Origin of the sequence: Mycobacterium sp. GA-2829, assembly GCF_001499965.1 — a bacterium.
Taxonomy (GTDB): domain Bacteria; phylum Actinomycetota; class Actinomycetes; order Mycobacteriales; family Mycobacteriaceae; genus Mycobacterium.
This window is the reverse complement of record NZ_LQIT01000020.1, coordinates 1-19,316: the sequence shown is the minus strand read 5'-3', so window position 1 is coordinate 19,316 and position 19,316 is coordinate 1. Positions and strand designations below refer to the sequence as shown.

The window sequence follows — 19,316 nt, the reverse complement described above, 5'->3', positions numbered from 1 at the left end:
CGAGAAGCGAAGCGGATCGCGCATCGACGGGAGCCAGGCCGTTCTCGTCCTGGAGGACGGACGGGTCTTCACCGGGGTGCCGTTCGGCGCCGTCGGGCAGACACTGGGTGAGGCGGTGTTCTCGACCGGGATGTCGGGATACCAGGAGACCCTCACCGACCCGAGTTACTACGGCCAGATCGTGGTCGCCACCGCGCCGCAGATCGGCAACACGGGCTGGAACGACGAGGACGCCGAGAGCCGCGGCGACAAGATCTGGGTTGCCGGCTACGCCGTGCGCGACCCGTCGCCGCGCGCCTCGAACTGGCGTGCCACCGGCACCCTCGACGACGAACTGACCCGCCAGGGCATCGTCGGCATCGCCGGGATCGACACCCGCGCGCTGGTGCGCCACTTGCGCACCCGCGGCGCGATGAAGGCGGGCATTTTCAGCGGGGACGCGCTGGCCGCCACCGAGGAGCTGCTCGAGCGGGTCCGCAACCAGCCCGGGATGCTCGGCGCGAGCCTGGCCGAGAAGGTCAGCACCGACTCCGTCTACGTCGTGGAACCCGAAGGCGGACACCGCTTCACGGTGGCCGCGATCGACCTCGGCATCAAGACCAACACCCCGCGCAACTTCGCCAAGCGCGGCATCCGCAGCCACGTGCTGCCGGTGACCGCGACGTTCGACCAGATCGCCGACCTGAAGCCGGACGGGGTGTTCCTGTCCAACGGGCCCGGCGATCCGGCGGCCGCCGACCACGTCGTCGAGGTCACCCGTGAGGTTTTGGGCGCGGGGATCCCGCTGTTCGGCATCTGCTTCGGTAACCAGATCCTCGGCCGGGCGCTCGGGCGCGACACCTACAAGATGGTGTTCGGCCACCGCGGCATCAACGTACCGGTGATGGACCACGCGACCGGCCGCGTCGCGATCACCGCGCAGAACCACGGTTTCGCGCTCGAGGGCGAGGCCGGGGAGACCTTCGACACCCCGTTCGGCGAGGCCGTCGTCAGTCACACCTGCGCCAACGACGGGGTCGTCGAAGGCGTCAAACTCGTCAACGGGCGCGCGTTCTCGGTGCAGTACCACCCCGAGGCCGCCGCGGGCCCGCACGACGCCAACTACCTGTTCGACCAGTTCGTCGACCAGATGGCAGAGGAGAAGTAATGCCGCGTCGGACTGACCTCCGCCACGTCCTGGTCATCGGCTCCGGGCCGATCCTGATCGGCCAGGCCGCCGAATTCGACTACTCGGGCACCCAGGCCTGCCGCGTACTGCGCGCCGAGGGCCTCACGGTCACGCTGATCAACTCCAACCCGGCGACGATCATGACCGACCCCGAGTACGCCGACTACACCTACGTCGAACCGATCACCCCCGACTTCGTGGAGCGGGTGATCGCCCAACAGGCCGAGCGCGGCAACAAGATCGACGCGCTGCTGGCCACCCTCGGCGGGCAGACCGCGCTCAACACCGCGGTCGCGCTGTCGGAGAACGGCGTGCTCGAACGCTACGACGTCGAGCTGATCGGCGCCGACTTCGAGGCGATCCAACGTGGTGAGGACCGGCAGCGGTTCAAGGACATCGTCACCAAAGTCGGTGGGGAGTCGGCGAAGTCCCGCGTCTGTTTCACCATGGACGAGGTTCGCGACACCGTCGCCGAACTGGGTCTGCCCGTCGTCGTGCGGCCGTCGTTCACGATGGGTGGGCTCGGCTCCGGGATGGCGTACTCTGCCGAGGACGTCGAGCGGATGGCCGGACACGGGCTGGCCGCATCGCCGAGCGCCAACGTGCTGATCGAGGAATCGATCTACGGCTGGAAGGAATACGAGCTCGAGCTGATGCGCGACCGCCACGACAACGTGGTGGTGGTGTGCTCGATCGAGAACTTCGACCCGATGGGCGTGCACACCGGCGATTCGGTGACCGTGGCCCCGGCCATGACGCTGACCGACCGCGAGTACCAGACCATGCGCAACCTCGGCATCGCGATCCTGCGCGAGGTCGGCGTGGCCACCGGCGGCTGCAACATCCAGTTCGCGGTGAACCCGAAAGACGGACGGCTCATCGTCATCGAGATGAACCCGCGCGTCTCCCGTTCGAGCGCGCTGGCGTCGAAGGCCACCGGCTTCCCGATCGCCAAGATCGCGGCCAAACTCGCGATCGGCTACACCCTCGACGAGATCCTCAACGACATCACCAAGGAGACGCCGGCCTGCTTCGAGCCGACGCTGGACTACGTCGTCGTCAAGGCGCCGCGGTTCGCGTTCGAGAAGTTCCCCGGCGCCGACGCCACCCTGACCACCACCATGAAGTCGGTCGGTGAGGCGATGTCGTTGGGCCGCAACTTCATCGAGGCGCTCGGCAAGGTGATGCGCTCGCTGGAGGGCGGCCGCGCCGGGTTCTGGACGGCCCCGGATCCGGTCGCGACCCTCGACGAGGTGCTCGACGGGCTGCGCACCGCGACCGACGGCCGGCTCTACGACATCGAGTTCGCGCTGCGCCTGGGCGGCACGGTCGAACAGGTCGCCGAGGCCTCCGGCGTCGACCCCTGGTTCGTCGACCAGATCGCCGGGCTGGTCGCCCTGCGCGGCGAGATCCTCGAGGCCCCGGTGCTCGACGGCGCGCTGCTGCGGCGGGCCAAGAACAACGGGCTGTCGGACCGCCAGATCGCCGCGCTGCGACCCGAACTCGCCGGTGAGGTCGGGGTGCGGGCGCTGCGTCAGCGCCTCGGAATCCATCCGGTGTTCAAGACCGTCGACACCTGCGCCGCGGAGTTCGAGGCCAAGACGCCGTACCACTACAGCAGCTACGAACTCGACCCCGCCGCCGAATCCGAGGTGGCCCCGCAGGCCGAGAAGCCCAAGGTGCTGATCCTGGGGTCCGGGCCCAACCGCATCGGGCAGGGCATCGAATTCGACTACAGCTGTGTGCACGCCGCGACCACGCTGAGCGAGGCCGGTTTCGAGACGGTGATGATCAACTGCAACCCCGAGACGGTGTCCACGGACTACGACACCGCCGACCGGTTGTACTTCGAACCGCTCACCTTCGAAGACGTACTCGAGATCTACTACGCCGAATCCGCTTCCGGGGCAGGCGGTCCCGGTGTGGTCGGGGTGATTGTGCAACTCGGCGGGCAGACCCCGCTCGGGCTCGCCGAACGCCTCGAGAAGGCCGGGGTGCCCATCGTCGGCACCAGCCCCAAGGCCATCGACCTGGCCGAGGACCGCGGCGAATTCGGTGAGGTCCTGCGCCGGGCCGGCCTGCCCGCCCCGCGATTCGGGATGGCGACCAGCTTCGACCAGGCCCGCCTGATCGCCGCCGACATCGGCTACCCGGTGCTGGTGCGACCGTCGTACGTGCTCGGCGGGCGCGGCATGGAGATCGTCTACGACGAGCAGACGCTCGAGGGTTACATCACCCGCGCCACCCAGCTGTCCCCGGAACACCCCGTGCTGGTGGACCGGTTCCTCGAGGACGCGATCGAGATCGACGTCGACGCGCTGTGCGACGGCACCGAGGTCTACATCGGCGGGATCATGGAGCACATCGAGGAGGCCGGTATCCACTCCGGCGACTCGGCGTGCGCGTTGCCGCCGGTGACGTTGGGCCGCAGCGACATCGAATCGGTCCGCCGGGCCACCGAGGCGATCGCCCACGGTGTCGGCGTCGTCGGGCTGCTCAACGTGCAGTACGCGCTCAAGGACGACGTGCTCTACGTCCTCGAGGCCAACCCGCGCGCCAGCCGCACGGTGCCGTTCGTGTCCAAGGCCACCTCGATCCCGCTGGCCAAGGCCTGCGCGCGGATCATGCTGGGCGCCACCATCTCCCAGCTCCGCGAGGAGGGTGTGCTGGTCTCCGACGGCGACGGCGCCACCACGGCACGCAACGCGCCCGTCGCGGTCAAGGAGGCGGTGCTGCCGTTCCACCGGTTCCGCAAGGCCGACGGCTCGCAGATCGACTCGCTGCTCGGACCGGAGATGAAGTCCACCGGCGAGGTCATGGGCATCGACCACGACTTCGGCAGTGCCTTCGCCAAGAGCCAGACCGCCGCCTACGGGTCGCTGCCCGCGTCGGGCACGGTGTTCGTTTCGGTGGCCAACCGCGACAAGCGGTCGCTGGTGTTCCCGGTCAAACGGCTGGCCGACCTCGGCTTCACCGTGCTGGCCACCGAGGGCACCGCGGAGATGTTGCGCCGCAACGGGATTCCGTGCGACGAGGTGCGCAAGCATTTCGAGGAGCCCGGCGAGGGGCGCCCGGAGCGCTCGGCGGTGGAGGCGATCCGCGCCGGGGATGTGGCGATGGTGATCAACACCCCGTACGGCAACTCCGGTCCCCGCATCGACGGCTACGAGATCCGCTCGGCCGCGGTGTCGATGAACATCCCGTGCATCACGACGGTGCAGGGCGCCTCGGCCGCGGTGCAGGGCATCGAGGCCAGCCTGCGCGGCGACATCGGCGTGATGAGCCTGCAGGAGTTGCACAGCGAGCTGGAGCACTGACGGTGTTCGGGCAGCGGCTCGCCGAGGCGGTCTCGAGCCGCGGCCCGCTGTGCCCGGGCATCGACCCCCATCCGGAGCTGCTGACCGCATGGGGGCTGTCGGTCGACGCCGACGGGCTGAGCCGGTTCTGCGACGCGTGTGTCGAGGCATTCGCGGGGTTCGCGATCGTCAAACCGCAGGTCGCCTTCTTCGAGGCGTACGGCTCGGCGGGGTTCGCGGTGCTCGAACGCACGATCGCCGCGTTGCGCTCGCACGGCGTGCTGGTGCTGGCGGACGCGAAACGGGGTGACATCGGTTCGACCATGGCGGCCTACGCCCAGGCGTGGGCGGGGGAGTCGCCACTGGCGGCCGACGCGGTCACCGCATCGCCGTATCTGGGCTTCGGGTCGCTCACACCCCTGCTGGACACCGCCGCCGCGCACGGCCGCGGGGTGTTCGTGCTCGCCGCGACGTCCAACCCGGAAGGTGCGAGTGTGCAGCGCGCCGACGCCGACGGACGCACGGTGGCCCAGTCGGTCGTCGACGCGGCGGCCGCGGTGAACCGGGCGGCCGGCGGGCCCGGCTCGGTCGGCGTGGTGGTCGGTGCGACGGTGACCGAACCGCCCGACGTGAGCGCGCTCGGGGGCCCGGTGCTGGTACCCGGTGTCGGCGCCCAGGGCGGCCGTCCCGAGGCGCTCGGCGGGCTGGGCGGGGCGCGGCCCGGCCAACTGCTGCCGACCGTGTCGCGGGAGGTCCTGCGCGCCGGACCCGAGGTGGGCGCACTGCGCGCCGCCGCCGAACGGCTGCGCGACGCGGTGGCCTACCTCGCGTGACGGCCTACGACGTCGCGGCCTGGTCGGACTTCGCGCAGACCGTGTCCGGCGGCGCCGCCGCATTGGCCGGGCTGCTGTTCGTCGGGCTCTCGCTGAACCTCTCGGACGTTCTGCGGCATCCCGGGGTCCCCGCCAGGGCGGCCGCCACGCTGTCGCTGACGATCGCGATCCTGCTGGTCACGGTCTTCCTCGCCACACCGGGCCAGACGCCGGCGGTGCTCGGCGCGGAGATCGGCGCGCTCGGCGCGGCGATGACGGCCGGCTCGATGTGGGCGGGACGGCACCAGGGCAAGGGCCGCTCGACGGTCTTCCGGGTCTACACGCTGGCGTTCCTGCTCGTCCCGTCGCTGCTGTTCGTCGTCGCGGGGGTGTCTTTGGCCGTCGAGCGCGGCGGGGGCCTGTACTGGATGACCGCGGGTGTGGTCGCGGCGTTCGTGTCGGCCAGCGCCAACTCCTGGGTGCTGCTGGTCGAGATCAAACGCTGACGCGGCCGTCGACTGCCCCCTACAGCCGGATCCAGCGGCCCAGGAACCAGAACCCCCAGCCGTCGCCGTTGGCGGCCCGCATCGGCATCACCTGGTGGCCGTTCCAGTTGAACGGCCGGTGATCCTGCCGGGCCTGATCCGGTCCGCGCCGCTGCCAGTCGTTCGGCGCCGCCTGCTGCGCGCATCCGGGGCTGCCCGGCCCGCCGCAGCCCGGGCCGGGATCGGCTCCCGCGGTGCCGAGTCCCGACCCGAACAGCGTCGCCACGCCGATGCCCGCAGCGAGCGCGGTCGATCCGACAGTCCGCTTGAGATTCATCCGGTCACTCCGATCTCATTGTGTGAGACGGGAATTCGTCTCACGTCACCGACGGTATGGAGCGGACGTGGGATCGCTCTGTGGTCGACGTATGTCCCGGCTGTGTGAGTTACAGCGGGATCCAGAGCCCCAGGAACCAGAAGCCCCAGCTGCGGACATCGGGGCGGAAGATCGGTGTCACCCAGGCGCCGCGGTAGTTGAACGGCTGGTGGTCGAACCGGCCCTGGTCGATGCCGCGCCACGCTTGCCCTGGCGGCGGTGGCGGCGGTGCGTTCCACCGACCCGGACCCGGGCCACCGGGCCCGCCCGGACCACCGGGGTGACCCGGCGCACCGGGACCGCCTGGTCCGCCCGGTCCGCCCGGATGTCCGGGTCCTCCTCCTGGCTGCGCGCCCGCGACGGCCGGTCCGACGATCGCGGGGACGACCCCGACCGCGGACACGCCGAGCGCGAGGGCGACGGCCGAGGTGGCGATCCGACGAGTGATGGACATGGCACTCCCTTTCGACGACCCCCGACCCAAACCGCGAACGTTAGGCCGACTACTTAAGCGCTGGCTGTACGGAGCTTGAGTGTCGACTGGGCGGCGTCGGCTCACACCGGTGTCCCGACACGCCCGACACGCCGTGACCAGCGAAAATTTAAGTTCACACCGGCGGCCGCTGAACTCTCGACCTGCACTTCAGACCCGCCTGGCGGGGCCCCGGCGGCCACCGAAATCGCAAAACCCCTGTTGGACAGGCAGATCGGCGGCTCACCCCGGGTGTCCCACGCCGCGACGCGCCGATTCGTCCGACCGGCCGGCACCACTACACGCTGGGCTTTTGTCTGAGAAACGCGGGGGTGGGGTTCGCTTTCGTCGGCATGCGTGGGTACGGTCGTCGTCGCTGGCTGGTTCTACCAGCCGAGACAGAAACAGATGGCCGAAGTTATCGCCAGAGACGGAGGAACCCCGTGGCCCTTCCCCAGTTGACCGACGAACAGCGCGCGGCAGCGTTGGAGAAGGCTGCTGCCGCACGTCGAGCGCGTGCCGAGCTCAAAGATCGGCTGAAGCGCGGCGGCACCAACCTCAAGCAGGTGCTCAAGGACGCCGAGACCGACGAGGTCTTGGGCAAGATGAAGGTCTCCGCGCTGCTGGAGGCGTTGCCGAAGGTCGGCAAGGTCAAGGCGCAGGAGATCATGACCGAACTCGAGATCGCCCCGACCCGCCGCCTGCGCGGTCTCGGCGACCGTCAGCGCAAGGCTCTGCTCGAGAAGTTCGATCAGTCCTAGGACGCACGCTTTGAACACCGGCCGAGGGGTCGGACGGGTTGTAGTCCTGTCCGGCCCCTCCGCTGTCGGGAAGTCCACCGTCGTGCGCTGTCTGCGCGAGAAGATTCCCGACCTGTACTTCAGCGTCTCCGCCACTACGCGGGCCCCGCGGCCCGGCGAGGTGGACGGCGTCGACTACTCCTTCGTCACCCCGGAGGCGTTCGAGCAGCTCATCGACGACGGCGCGCTGCTGGAGTGGGCCGAGATCCACGGCGGCCTGCACCGCTCCGGAACCCCCGCGCAGCCGGTGCGCGAGGCGACCGCCGCAGGCCGGCCGGTGTTGATCGAGGTCGATCTGGCCGGCGCGCGAGCGGTCAAACGCGCGATGCCGGAGGTCCTCTCGGTGTTCCTCGCGCCACCCAGCTGGGAGGTGCTGGAGCGCCGGCTGGTGGGCCGCGGCACCGAAACGCCGGAGGTGATGAGCCGACGGCTGGCCACCGCGCGCACCGAATTGGCCGCGCAGAGCGACTTCGATGTCGTGGTCGTCAATAGTCAGTTGGAATCTGCCTGCTCAGAATTGGTATCCTTGCTGGTGGGCCATACGCCGGCCGGCACGAATCCGGCCTGATCCCGCCCCAAGCAGAGGTGAACCTCTCACCTTCCGCACATCGCCAGGAGATTCTTTACGTGAGCACCCCGCACGCCGACGCGCAGTTGACCGCCGACCTCACCATCGATGCGGCCGCCGCCGGCGCCTACGACACGCCGTTGGGCATCACCAACCCGCCCATCGACGAGTTGCTGGACCGGGCGTCGAGCAAGTACGCGCTGGTGATCTACGCCGCCAAACGCGCCCGCCAGATCAACGACTACTACAACCAGCTCGGCGACGGCATCCTCGAGTACGTCGGCCCACTGGTCGAGCCCGGCCTGCAGGAGAAGCCGCTGTCGATCGCGCTCCGCGAGATCCACGAAGACCTGCTCGAGCACACCGAGGGCGAGTAAGCACCCTCCCGTGGACCGCAAGCGGATCATCGTCGGCGTCGCCGGAGGCATCGCCGCATACAAGGCGTGCACGCTGGTCCGCCAGCTGACCGAAGCCGGCCACGACGTCCGCGTCCTGCCGACCGAGTCGGCGCTGCGGTTCGTCGGCGCCGCCACGTTCGAGGCGCTGTCCGGCCACCCCGTCCACACCGGCGTCTGGGATGACGTCCACGAGGTGCCGCACGTGCGGATCGGCCAGGAGGCCGACCTGGTGGTCGTCGCCCCCGCCACCGCCGACCTGCTGGCCCGCGCGGTCGCAGGCCGGGCCGACGATCTGCTGACCGCCACGCTGCTGACCGCGCGGTGTCCGGTGCTGTTCGCCCCGGCGATGCACACCGAGATGTGGTTCCACCCCGCGACCGTCGACAACGTCGCGACGCTGCGAAGCCGCGGTGCCGTCGTGCTCGAACCCGCATCCGGGCGGCTCACCGGCGCCGACAGCGGTGCGGGCCGGCTGCCCGAGGCCGAGGAGATCGCGACCCTCGCGCAACTGCTGCTGGTCCGCGGCGACGCCCTGCCCTACGACCTTGCCGGGATCAAGGTGCTGGTGACCGCGGGCGGAACGCGGGAACCCATCGACCCGGTCCGGTTCATCGGCAACCGCAGCTCCGGGAAACAGGGCTACGCGATGGCGCGGGTGCTCGCCCAGCGCGGTGCCGACGTCACGCTGATCGCAGGCAACACCGCAGGCCTCGTCGACCCCGCCGGCGTCGAGGTCGTCCACATCGGTTCGGCCGCCCAGCTGCGCGACGCGGTGTCCAAACACGCCCCGGAAGCCCACGTCCTGGTGATGGCCGCGGCGGTCGCCGACTTCCGCCCCGTCACGGCCGCCACCAGCAAGATCAAGAAATCGGCCGATCCCAACGTCGACGCGCCGACCATCGACCTGACCCGCACCGACGACATCCTCGCCGGGGCGGTCCGCGCCCGCGCCGACGGTCAGCTGCCGAACATGCGCGCGATCGTGGGTTTCGCCGCCGAGACCGGCGACGCCAACGGCGATGTGCTGTTCCACGCGCGCGCCAAATTCAAGCGCAAGGGGTGCGACCTTCTCGTGGTCAACGCGGTGGGGGAGAACCGCGCGTTCGAGGTGGACAACAACGACGGCTGGCTGCTGGCGGCCGACGGAACGGAGTCCGCACTGGAGCACGGTTCGAAAACTCTGATGGCCAGCCGTATCGTGGACGCGATCGGCGCCTTCCTGCACAGCAGCAACGGGTGACCGCGGGGGGAATCGGCTGCATCAAAGGGTTGCGCGCCGCTCGGGGACACGCTTGGGTGCAACAGGGCATCGATACAATTTGACGGCCTAATCAAGAGGCATGAGTTCGACAAGTGAGGATCACACGTGAGTAATGGTCGGCTGTTTACCAGTGAGTCGGTGACCGAGGGCCACCCCGACAAGATCTGTGACGCCATCAGCGACTCGGTACTCGACTCGCTGCTCGCGCAGGATCCCCGGTCGCGCGTGGCGGTCGAGACCCTCGTGACCACCGGACAGGTGCACGTCGTCGGTGAGGTGACCACCACCGCCAAAGAGGCGTTCGCCGACATCACCAACACCGTGCGGCACCGCATCCTCGAGGTCGGCTACGACTCGTCGGAGAAGGGTTTCGACGGCACCACCTGCGGCGTGAACATCGGGATCGGCGCCCAGTCGCCCGACATCGCCATGGGCGTCGACACCGCGCACGAGACTCGCGTCGAGGGCAAGGGCGACCCGCTGGACCTGCAGGGCGCCGGCGACCAGGGCCTGATGTTCGGCTACGCCATCAAGGACACCCCCGAGCTGATGCCCTTGCCCATCGCGTTGGCCCACCGCCTGTCGCGCCGGCTGACCGAGGTCCGCAAGAACGGCGTCCTGGACTACCTGCGGCCCGACGGCAAGACGCAGGTCACCGTGCAGTACGACGGTGTGAAGCCGGTCCGCCTGGACACCGTCGTGCTGTCCACCCAGCACGCCGAAGGCATCGACCTCGAGGGCACCCTCACCCCGGACATCCGGGAGAAGGTCGTCAACACCGTCCTGTCGGACCTGAACCACGACACCATGGACACCTCCGACTTCCGCCTGCTGGTCAACCCGACCGGCAAGTTCGTGCTCGGCGGTCCGATGGGTGACGCCGGCCTGACCGGCCGCAAGATCATCGTCGACACCTACGGCGGCTGGGCCCGCCACGGCGGCGGCGCCTTCTCCGGCAAGGATCCGTCAAAGGTGGACCGTTCGGCCGCGTACGCGATGCGCTGGGTGGCCAAGAACGTCGTCGCCGCAGGGCTCGCGGAGCGCGTCGAGGTCCAGGTCGCCTACGCGATCGGCAAGGCCGCCCCCGTCGGGCTGTTCGTCGAGACCTTCGGCACCGAGACCGTCGACCCGGCCAAGATCGAGAAGGCCATCACCACGGTGTTCGATCTGCGCCCCGGCGCGATCGTGCGCGATCTGGACCTGCTGCGCCCGATCTACGCGCCGACCGCCGCGTACGGCCACTTCGGCCGCACCGACATCGATCTGCCGTGGGAGCGCACCGACAAGGCCGACGCGCTCAAGACCGCCGTCTAGGACCGCAAAGATTGCACTGAGGGTCGTGATTCCATCGGGATCACGACCCTCAGCGCATTCTCGGCGCGGTGCTACGCCGAGTACTCGTAGTCGTCGAGCGGGAAGCGCCTGCTGCGCCAGGACGCCTCGAGTGTGCTCGCCGGCCGCAGCGGGACGTCCCCGTTGCGGTCGAAGTAGTAGCTGCGCGCGTTGCGGCAGCTGTCCTGCCAGAAGATCTGCCGGTGCCGCTTGCGCATCATCTCGTCGAAGTAGCGGTCGTTGGCGGCCTGGCTGACCTCGACGCGGAGGGCGGAGCGGTGCCGGGCCTCGCGCAGGCACCGCACGATGTGGCGGGTCTGGGTCTCGATCAGCGCGAAGTAGGACGACCCGACGTAGCCGTACGGCCCGCTCACCGAGAACAGGTTCGGGAACCCCGGCACGCTGACCCCTTCGTAGGCCTGCAGCCGGTGGGTCTCCCAGAACTGTGCCAGCGACATGCCGCCGGAGCCGTGGATCGCGAAGGTCTGGGCGTCGCTGTCGGCGACCTTGAACCCGGTGGCCAGGATCAGCACGTCGACGTCGTGGCTGTCCCCGTCGGCGGTGCTCACGCCCGAACCGGTGATCTTGTCGATCGGTTCGGTGATCAGCCGGACGTTGTCGCGGTTGAACGTCGCCAGATACGTGTTGTGGAAGCCGGGGCGTTTGCAGCCCACCGCGTAGTTCGGCGTCAGCTTCTCGCGGGTCTCCGGATCGCGCACCTGCTGACGCAGATACGACTTGCCCATCGCATCCATCCGCTTCGCCAGTGGGTTCATCGTGAAGTACTGGGCGGCCAGCGGGAACGTGAGCTCCACGTAGGCCTGGCTGAGCAGCCGCTGCACGGCCTTGCCGCCGGGCAGCCGCATCGCGCGGCGCAGGGCGTGCGGCAGGGGCACGTCGAACTTCGGGAAGCACCAGATCGGGGTGCGCTGGAAGACGTCGAGCCGTTCGACGATCGGGGCGATCTCGGGGATCACCTGCACCGCGGAGGCGCCGGTGCCGATGATCGCGACCCGCTTACCGCGCAGGTCCACCTCGGGATCCCACCGCGCGGTGTGCATGGTCGGACCGGCGAACGAGTCGACGCCGGGGATGTCGGGCAGGTTCGGGACCGTCAGCACACCGCTGGCGTTGATCAGGAACCGCGAGGTGAGGACGTCACCGCTGTCCAGGCGCACCCGCCACAGCTGTGCGGTGTCGTCGAAGGCGGCGGCGAGCACCTCGGTGCCGAACCGGATGCGTTCGCGCAGACCGTATTTGGTGACGCAGTGTGCGGCGTAGGCGCGCAGTTCGTCGCCCGGTGCGTAGGTGCGCGACCAGTCGGCGCTCTGCTCGAACGAGAATTGGTAGGAGAACGACGGGATGTCGACGCCGATGCCGGGGTAGCGGTTCCAGTACCAGGTGCCGCCGGGTTCGGCACCGGCCTCGATGATGCGGTAGTCGCCGAACCCGGCCCGGTCCAGTGCGATCGCCGCGCCGATGCCACCGAACCCGGCCCCGACGATGAGGGTGTGGTGGTCGGGCGTCATCGGGTGCTCCGCAGCGCCGCGTGCAGGGCGGCCAGCCCACGGTCGACGGTGTCCGTCACCGCGGGCACGACACCGGCGTAGCCGAGGTAGCCGTGCACCAACGTCTCCGCGTGGTGCAGTTCGACGGGAACCCCTGCGGCGGTGAGCAGTTCGGCGTACCGGATGCCGTCGTCGCGCAGCGGGTCGTGACCCGCGACGGCGATGTAGGCCGGCGGCAGGCCGCGCAGGTCGTCGGCCCGGCCGGGCGCCATGTCGGGGGAGGGATCGGTCAGGTCGGCGGCGTACCAGCGCGACAGCCCGGTGATCGCGGCGCGGTCCAGGATCGGCGCCTCGGCGTTCTCGCTCACCGACGGCAGCGACAGATCCCACATCGTCACCGGATACCAGAGCAGCTGGAACGCGATCGGCGGGCCGCCGTGGTCGCGGGCGCGCTGGGCCACCACCGCGGCCAGGTTGCCGCCCGCGGAATCGCCGGCCACCGCCAGCCGTGCGGTGTCCGCGTCGAGGTCGGCGCCGTGGGCCGCGACCCACTGCAGCGCCGTCCACGCATCCTCGACCGCGGCCGGGTACGGATGTTCGGGCGCCAACCGGTAGTCGACCGACACGACGACCGCCTCGGCCGCCGCGGCGTGCCGCCGGCACTCCCCGTCGTGGGTGTCGAGATCGCCGAGCGCGAACCCGCCGCCGTGGAAGAACACGACGACCGGGGGCGCCGACTCCGCCGTCTCGGGGCGGTACACCCGAATCGCGATGTCGCCCGCGGGGCCGGGAATTCGCCGGTCCGCTGTGTCGACCTCGGGATGGACCTCGCGCCGCGGGAGGTCCCGCAGCCGCTGCCGCGCCACCTCCACACCCTCGTCGACCGACAGCTGGAACGGCACGGCGTCCAGTACCTTTCTCAGAATGGCGTCGATAGGCGGCTTCTCGTCAGCGACAGACACGACCTCACCGTACGCACATCGGCGGACACCCCGCCTGTGGATCGCCGCCGCCGTGGTCGCGGCGATCTACGGGGTCTTCCTGATCGTCGCCGCGCTGCGGTCACCCGCCGGTGCGGAGCTCACCGGACAGTTCCCCGCCCAGCCCGCGGTGAAGGCGCTGGCCGCCGTGCTGCTCGCGGTCGCGGCCTCCGGGCACTCGATCCGCCGGGAGCGCCGCTGGCTGGTCCCCGCGCTGGTGTTCTCCGCGTGCGGGGACTTCCTGCTCGCCATCCCGTGGTGGGAGCCGTCGTTCGTGCTGGGGCTCGCCTCCTTCCTCGTCGCGCACCTCTGCTTCCTGGGCGCGCTGATCCCGCTGGCGACCCGCACCCCGGGTCGGCTCGTCGCCGTCGCCGTCACCTTCTTGGCGTGTGCGGCGCTGCTCGTGTGGTTCTGGCCGCGACTGGTCGCCGACGGGATGGCCGTTCCGGTCACCGCGTACATCACCGTGCTCGGCGGGATGGTGTGTGCCGCACTGCTGGCGCGGCTGCCCACGCCGTGGACCGCGCTCGGGGCGGTGTGCTTCGCGGTGTCGGACGCGATGATCGGCATCGGCCGGTTCGTCCTGGGGAACGAGGCGCTCGCGGTGCCCATCTGGTGGGTGTACGCCGCGTCGCTGCTGCTGATCACCGCCGGACTGTTCTTCGGCCGCGGTAATCCGTGCGGAAACTCCAGCTAACCGCACCGAAACGTAGCGTGGCTAACGTCGCGCTCATGGGCATTGGACGCAGGAGTTTCCTGCAGACAGCAATGGTCGGTGTCGGGGCGGGCGCGGTGGTTGCGGGGTGCGGCAGGAACACCCCGTCGGCCGACGCCGCCGCCGAACCGCCGTACTCGTCGATCCCGGTGCTGCAGCCGGGACAGGGCGACCGCAGCGGCGACCACTATCTGGCGTCGCTCCCCGATCAGGTGCTGTGGGGATACGTCCCCACCGTGCACGCCACCCCGGTGCTGCGGATGCGGTCAGGGCAGACCATCACGATCGACACCGTCTCCCACGAGGGGATCCTCGAAGACCAGGGCCGCGACCCGGTCGAGTACTTCGGCGGCCTCGGCGTCGCCGAAGCCGACGTGCTCGACGATGCGAAAGTCATTGCTGCCGAATACAACCGGACGCCACGCGATTTCGCCAAGGACGGTCCGCACATCATCACGGGCCCGATCTTCGTCGAGGGCGCCGAACCCGGCGACGTGCTGAAGATCGAGACGCTCGAGACGACGCCGCGGGTGCCCTACGGGGTGGTGTCGAGCCGCCACGGCAAGGGGGCGCTCGCGCTGACGTCGGACAAGGCCGCCCCGGCCGGGATCTCCATGGCCGAGGTGATGCCGCCGGTGGCGACAGACGGCCGCGCCGACCCCGACCCCATGAAATGGGGCGGCGTGTCGGTGTTCACGCCGGTGGAGCAGGGCCGCGGTGTCATGCCCGTCGGCGCGGACGGGTCGGTGCGGTTCCCGCTCAACCCGTTCATGGGCGTGATGGGTGTCGCGTTCGCCCAGGATGAAGGCCTCAACGCCCCCAACGCCAACTCGATCCCGCCCACGATCGGCGGCGGGAACATCGACATCAAACTGCTGGGCTCCGGGTCCACCCTGTACCTTCCCGTGTTCGCGCCAGGCGCGCTGTTCTACGTCGGGGATCCGCACATGGCGATGGGCGACGGCGAGGTGGCGCTCACCGCGATGGAGGGGTCGCTGCGCGGCACGTTCCGGCTCACGGTGTGCAAACCCGGGTCCGGCGACGCGCCCGGCGTCGCCTACCGGTATCCGTTCGCCGAGACCGAGCAGGCGTGGATCCCGATCGGGCTCTCCGACCCCGACGGCGCGGTCGGCGGGCAGACCAGCGACCTCGACGTCGCGATGCGCCGCGCCGTGGTCAACGCACTGGACTACCTCGAACACGACCGCGGGATGGACCGCGCGACCGCCTACGCCTACCTGTCGGCCGCGGGCGACTTCACGATCTCCCAGGTGGTCGACCGGACCGTCGGCGTGCACGGGCAGATCCACAAGGAGCACTTCACCCTGTAGCCGGCCTGTCCGCGCCGTCTGCTAGAGGTGTGCGGTGACCAAAACCCGGCAGCCGGCCGAACACGAGCCGATCGCGCGTGTGCTGCCGATGCTGACGGTGCCCCACCTCGACCGGGAATTCGACTATCTCGTGCCCGCGGAATGCTCCGACGACGCGCAGCCCGGGGTGCGGGTGCGGGTGCGCTTCCACGGCCGTCTCGTCGACGCGTTCCTGCTCGAGCGGCGTTCGGAGACCGACCACCCGGGCCAGCTCGGCTACCTGGACCGGGTCGTCTCGCCGGAGCAGGTGCTGACCCCCGAGGTGCGCCGCCTGGTCGACGCGGTGGCCGCGCGCTACTCGGGGACCCGTCCGGACGTGCTGCGTCTGGCGGTCCCGCCGCGGCACGCCAACGTCGAGAAGAAACCCGCCGAGGAACTGGCGCCGGTCGAGGTCGCGCCGGTCGACTTCACCGGGTGGCGGGCCTATCCGCGTGCCGAACCGTTCCTCGACGCCGTCGGCCAGGGGCGCGCCGCCCGCGCGGTGTGGCAGGCACTGCCCGGTGAGGACTGGGCGACCCGCCTCGCGGAGGCTGCGGCGCTGACCGTGGCGGGCGGGCGCGGCGTGCTGGCGATCGTGCCGGATCAGCGCGACATCGACACCCTGCATGCGGCCGCGGTGAAGCAGCTTGCCCCCGAGCGGGTGGTGGCGCTGTCGGCCGGGCTGGGGCCTTCGCAGCGGTACCGGCGATGGCTGTCGGTGTTGCGCGGCGGTGCCCGGTTCGTCATCGGCACGCGCAGCGCGGTTTTCGCACCCGTGTCCGACCTCGGGCTGGTGATCGTGTGGGACGACGGCGACGACAGCCTGTCCGAACCCCGCGCCCCGTATCCGCATGCGCGTGAGGTCGCGATGCTGCGCGCACACCAGTTGCGGTGCGCGGCGATGATCGGCGGCTACGCGCGCACCGCGGAGGCCCAGGCCCTGGTCCGCAGTAGGTGGGCCCACGACCTGGTGGCGCCGCGGCCCGCGGTACGGACCGCTTCCCCGCGGGTGGTCGCCCTGGAGGACAGCGGATTCGAACAGGAACGCGATCCGGCCGCGCACACCGCACGGTTGCCGTCGATGGCTTTGCGCGCCGCCCGCGCCGCGCTGCAGGCCGGCCGGCCGGTGCTGGTGCAGGTGCCGCGACGGGGTTACCTGCCCGCGCTGGCGTGTGCGCGATGCCGCGCCATCGCCCGCTGCAGGCACTGCACGGGCCCGCTGTCGCTGCTCGAACGCGGCGGCGCGGCGAAGTGCCGGTGGTGCGGCCGTGAGGATCTCGGATTGCGGTGCAGCGTCTGCGGTTCCGAAGCCGTGCGGGCGGTCGCCGTCGGTGCGCGGCGCACCGCCGAAGAACTCGGCCGGGCATTCGCGGGTACCCCCGTCGTCACCTCCAGCGGTGAGGCGATGGTCGCGCAGGTCGCCGACGAACCCGCACTCGTGGTCGCCACCCCGGGCGCCGAACCCCAACCCGCCGCTGGCTACGGCGCAGCCCTGCTGCTCGACGCGTGGGCGCTGCTCGGCAGGCAGGATCTGCGCGCCGCCGAGGACACCCTGCGGCGCTGGATGGCGGCGGCGACGCTGGTCCGCCCCCGCGCCGACGGGGGTGTGGTCGCCGTCATCGCGGAGTCGGCGATCCCGACGGTGCAGGCGCTCATCCGCTGGGACCCGGTGGGCCACGCGGAGATCGAGCTCGACTCCCGAGCGGAGGTGGGGTTCCCGCCCGCGGTGCACATCGCCGCACTCGACGGCGCCCCCGCGGCGGTGACCGCGCTGCTCGACGTCGCGGGGCTGCCCGAGGACGCCGAACCCCTCGGCCCCGTCGATCTGCCCGTCGGTGCGCGCCGGCCGCCGGGTATGGCACCGGACGCGCCGGTGAACCGCATGCTGGTGCGGGTGCCCCGCGACCGCGGCCTGGCGTTGGCCGCGGCGCTGCGGCGGGGGACCGGCGTGCTCAGCGCGCGGCACGACTCCGAGCCGGTTCGCGTGCAGATCGACCCGTTGCACATAGGGTGAGGCCCATGGCACGGCTGCTCGCCTGGGCGATCACCCTGGGGCTCACCGCGATCGGCGTGCTGTGGCCGCTGCTGTCCGGCGGCGGATCCGGGGGCGGTGGCGTGGCCGACGACCCGATGGTGATCCGGGACTACCGCGCCAGCTACAGCGTCGACGCGGCAGGAGAGTTGACCGCGGTCGAGACCATCACCGGTGAGTTCCCGTCCGACCGGCACGGCATCTTCCGGTACTGGGACGTCGCCAACCCCAACAACCCGAAGATCCGCCAGCGCCCCGAGATCGAATCCATCACCCGCGACGGCCGTGCCGAACCCTACGAACTGTTGTGGGAGAACGGGGTCCGCTTCCGCGTCGCGAAGGTCGGGTCGGCCGACGTCACGCTCACCCCCGCCACCCACGTCTTCGAGATCCGCTACCGCATCCCGGGGGTGCTCGACCCCGGCCAGACCGGCGCCGACCGCCGATTCGCCACCGGCACCGGCGATCCCGAGGCGCCGTCGGCGTTCTTCTGGAACGTCATCGCACCGTCGTGGAACAACCGCATCGACCGCGCGGACATCACGGTGACGCTGCCCGCCGCCGTCACCGGCGCGCAGTGCAGCATCGGCACCGGCGTTGGACGCGCCTGCGGCCTGACCACCAACGGGAACACCGTCCGCATCGAGGCGACGGGCCTCGCGCCGCGCACCCCGGTCACCGTCCGCGCCGGCGTGGACATGCCGCCCCCACCGCGCGCCGAACTGCCATGGACCCAGCGGTGGGACCGCATCCTCGGCAGCGACGTCGACGGCGTGCTCTGGAAGGCCGGGCTGACGCTGCTCGCCGTCCTCGCCGGATACCTGTGGGTCTGGCGGGTGGTCGAACGGCCGCCGGCGTTCCCGCTCCAGTACGCCCCGCCGCCCGGGATCGGGCCGGTGCAGGCCGAGTACATCCGCACCGAGAAGATCACCCGCCACGGCGTCACCGCCACACTGTTCCACCTCGCCGAACTGGACTTGATCACTCTGCGGCAGATCAACTCCAAGCAGTGGCAGGTGCGCGGCACCGCGGGTAAGAGCCGGTGGGTCGACGTCGACCCGGTTGCCGTCGCGGTGGGATCGGCGCTGAAGATCATCGGCACCGGGATGGAGTTCGAGGCGAAGCACACCGTGAAATCCGGTGAGAAGCTGAACAAGGCCCGAGTGGACATGGCGGCGGCGGTGAAGAAGTGGGCCCGCGACGAGGGGTTGATCGTCGACCGGAAACGGGAGGGCTGGCTGCAGGTCGCCAACGTGCTGGCCGCGATCCTCGCCGTCTGCGCGTTCGTCGGGTGGGGGTTCGCGAGCACGCTCGCCGCGCTGCCGTTCGTCGCGTTCTTCCTCGTCACGCTCGTGTCGTGGTTCTCCGGTCTGGGCACGCGGCGCACCGAATCCGGCAGGCGACTGTGGTCACAGATCGGCGGGTTCCACCGGATGTTGGCCACCGATTCGGCCGAGGCGCGGTTCGACTTCGCCGCCCGCAAGGACCTCTACACCGCGTACCTGCCGTTCGCGGTGGCCGCGGGCGTCGCGGCGCTGTGGGCGAAGAAGTACGCGATGGCGGTGGGAATGCCTGCGCCGCAACCGACGTGGTACGAGTCGTCGACGCCGTGGGCGGATGGCTCGTCCAGTGATTCCGGCGGCGGCTTCGACAGCTTCGAGTCCGCCCTGTCCTCGTCGATCAGCGCCTACACCGCCTCGCAGGCGTCGTCGTCGAGCAGTAGCAGCAGCAGCGGCAGCAGCTTCTCCGGCGGCGGTGGGGGAG

General features: G+C 70.5%; 17 protein-coding genes. 13 read left to right on the top strand and 4 right to left on the bottom strand.

The window, feature by feature from the left end; genetic code table 11:
* Positions 1 to 22: 22 nt before the first annotated feature.
* From carA to AU194_RS13610, 4 genes are read left to right on the top strand one after another with little or no spacing between them, the layout of a single operon-like run.
* The gene (carA, locus tag AU194_RS13625; RefSeq protein ID WP_157576082.1) at positions 23 to 1,147 is read left to right on the top strand and encodes a glutamine-hydrolyzing carbamoyl-phosphate synthase small subunit; all 1,125 of its coding nucleotides are present in this window, start codon (positions 23 to 25) and stop codon (positions 1,145 to 1,147) included.
* Complete coding sequence (gene carB / locus AU194_RS13620) at positions 1,147 to 4,485, top strand: carbamoyl-phosphate synthase large subunit (RefSeq protein ID WP_059089789.1); 3,339 nt, start codon at positions 1,147 to 1,149, stop codon at positions 4,483 to 4,485. The genes carA and carB overlap by 1 nt, the downstream gene beginning before the upstream one ends.
* A complete protein-coding gene (gene pyrF, locus AU194_RS13615; RefSeq protein ID WP_059089855.1) occupies positions 4,482 to 5,297 on the top strand; it encodes an orotidine-5'-phosphate decarboxylase in 816 nt (271 codons plus the stop codon). The genes carB and pyrF overlap by 4 nt, the downstream gene beginning before the upstream one ends.
* Entirely contained in the window at positions 5,294 to 5,782 is a 489-nt protein-coding gene (locus AU194_RS13610) for a hypothetical protein (protein WP_059089788.1), read from the top strand. The genes pyrF and AU194_RS13610 overlap by 4 nt, the downstream gene beginning before the upstream one ends.
* 19 nt (positions 5,783 to 5,801) lie before the next feature.
* Here the strand turns inward: AU194_RS13610 and AU194_RS13605 are convergent, their stop codons facing one another.
* Both AU194_RS13605 and AU194_RS13600 read right to left on the bottom strand, forming a co-directional pair.
* Positions 5,802 to 6,098, bottom strand: a complete 297-nt coding sequence (locus tag AU194_RS13605) for a hypothetical protein (protein WP_059089787.1) — start codon at positions 6,096 to 6,098, stop codon at positions 5,802 to 5,804.
* A gap of 109 nt (positions 6,099 to 6,207) precedes the next feature.
* Positions 6,208 to 6,591, bottom strand: a complete 384-nt coding sequence (locus AU194_RS13600; protein ID WP_059089786.1) for a hypothetical protein — start codon at positions 6,589 to 6,591, stop codon at positions 6,208 to 6,210.
* A 461-nt stretch (positions 6,592 to 7,052) separates the two neighbouring features.
* Between AU194_RS13600 and mihF the strand changes: the two genes are divergently transcribed.
* The 5 genes from mihF to metK all read left to right on the top strand — a co-directional run bounded on the left by mihF (position 7,053) and on the right by metK (position 10,950).
* Positions 7,053 to 7,370 carry an integration host factor, actinobacterial type gene (mihF, locus tag AU194_RS13595; RefSeq protein ID WP_003889986.1) on the top strand — a complete coding sequence of 106 codons (318 nt, stop codon included), beginning with the start codon at positions 7,053 to 7,055 and terminating at the stop codon, positions 7,368 to 7,370.
* Between the two features lie 10 nt (positions 7,371 to 7,380).
* Positions 7,381 to 7,977 (top strand): guanylate kinase, encoded by a 597-nt coding sequence (gmk, locus tag AU194_RS13590; RefSeq protein ID WP_059089785.1) that lies wholly within the window; start codon positions 7,381 to 7,383, stop codon positions 7,975 to 7,977.
* Between the two features lie 59 nt (positions 7,978 to 8,036).
* Positions 8,037 to 8,354, top strand: a complete 318-nt coding sequence (rpoZ, locus tag AU194_RS13585) for a DNA-directed RNA polymerase subunit omega (protein WP_059089784.1) — start codon at positions 8,037 to 8,039, stop codon at positions 8,352 to 8,354.
* Positions 8,355 to 8,364: 10 nt separating this feature from the next.
* Entirely contained in the window at positions 8,365 to 9,615 is a 1,251-nt protein-coding gene (gene coaBC / locus AU194_RS13580) for a bifunctional phosphopantothenoylcysteine decarboxylase/phosphopantothenate--cysteine ligase CoaBC (protein ID WP_059089783.1), read from the top strand.
* 126 nt (positions 9,616 to 9,741) lie between these two features.
* Entirely contained in the window at positions 9,742 to 10,950 is a 1,209-nt protein-coding gene (gene metK, locus AU194_RS13575; protein WP_059089782.1) for a methionine adenosyltransferase, read from the top strand.
* A gap of 71 nt (positions 10,951 to 11,021) precedes the next feature.
* On the opposite strand, the gene AU194_RS13570 is transcribed toward metK, so the two are convergent.
* Together AU194_RS13570 and AU194_RS13565 are read right to left on the bottom strand one after the other, a co-directional pair.
* Entirely contained in the window at positions 11,022 to 12,497 is a 1,476-nt protein-coding gene (locus AU194_RS13570) for an NAD(P)/FAD-dependent oxidoreductase (protein ID WP_059089781.1), read from the bottom strand.
* Entirely contained in the window at positions 12,494 to 13,438 is a 945-nt protein-coding gene (locus AU194_RS13565) for an alpha/beta hydrolase (protein WP_197417616.1), read from the bottom strand. The genes AU194_RS13570 and AU194_RS13565 overlap by 4 nt, the downstream gene beginning before the upstream one ends.
* Between AU194_RS13565 and AU194_RS13560 the strand changes: the two genes are divergently transcribed.
* From AU194_RS13560 to AU194_RS13545, 4 genes are all read left to right on the top strand, one after another.
* Entirely contained in the window at positions 13,401 to 14,153 is a 753-nt protein-coding gene (locus AU194_RS13560; RefSeq protein ID WP_082698641.1) for a lysoplasmalogenase, read from the top strand. The genes AU194_RS13565 and AU194_RS13560 overlap by 38 nt on opposite strands.
* 35 nt (positions 14,154 to 14,188) lie before the next feature.
* Complete coding sequence (locus AU194_RS13555) at positions 14,189 to 15,502, top strand: acetamidase/formamidase family protein (RefSeq protein ID WP_059089779.1); 1,314 nt, start codon at positions 14,189 to 14,191, stop codon at positions 15,500 to 15,502.
* A 34-nt stretch (positions 15,503 to 15,536) separates the two neighbouring features.
* A complete protein-coding gene (locus AU194_RS13550; protein ID WP_059089778.1) occupies positions 15,537 to 17,534 on the top strand; it encodes a primosomal protein N' in 1,998 nt (665 codons plus the stop codon).
* 5 nt (positions 17,535 to 17,539) lie between these two features.
* Positions 17,540 to 19,316, top strand: a 1,777-nt coding sequence (locus AU194_RS13545) for a DUF2207 domain-containing protein (protein WP_059089777.1), incomplete at its 3' end; no start/stop codon positions are given.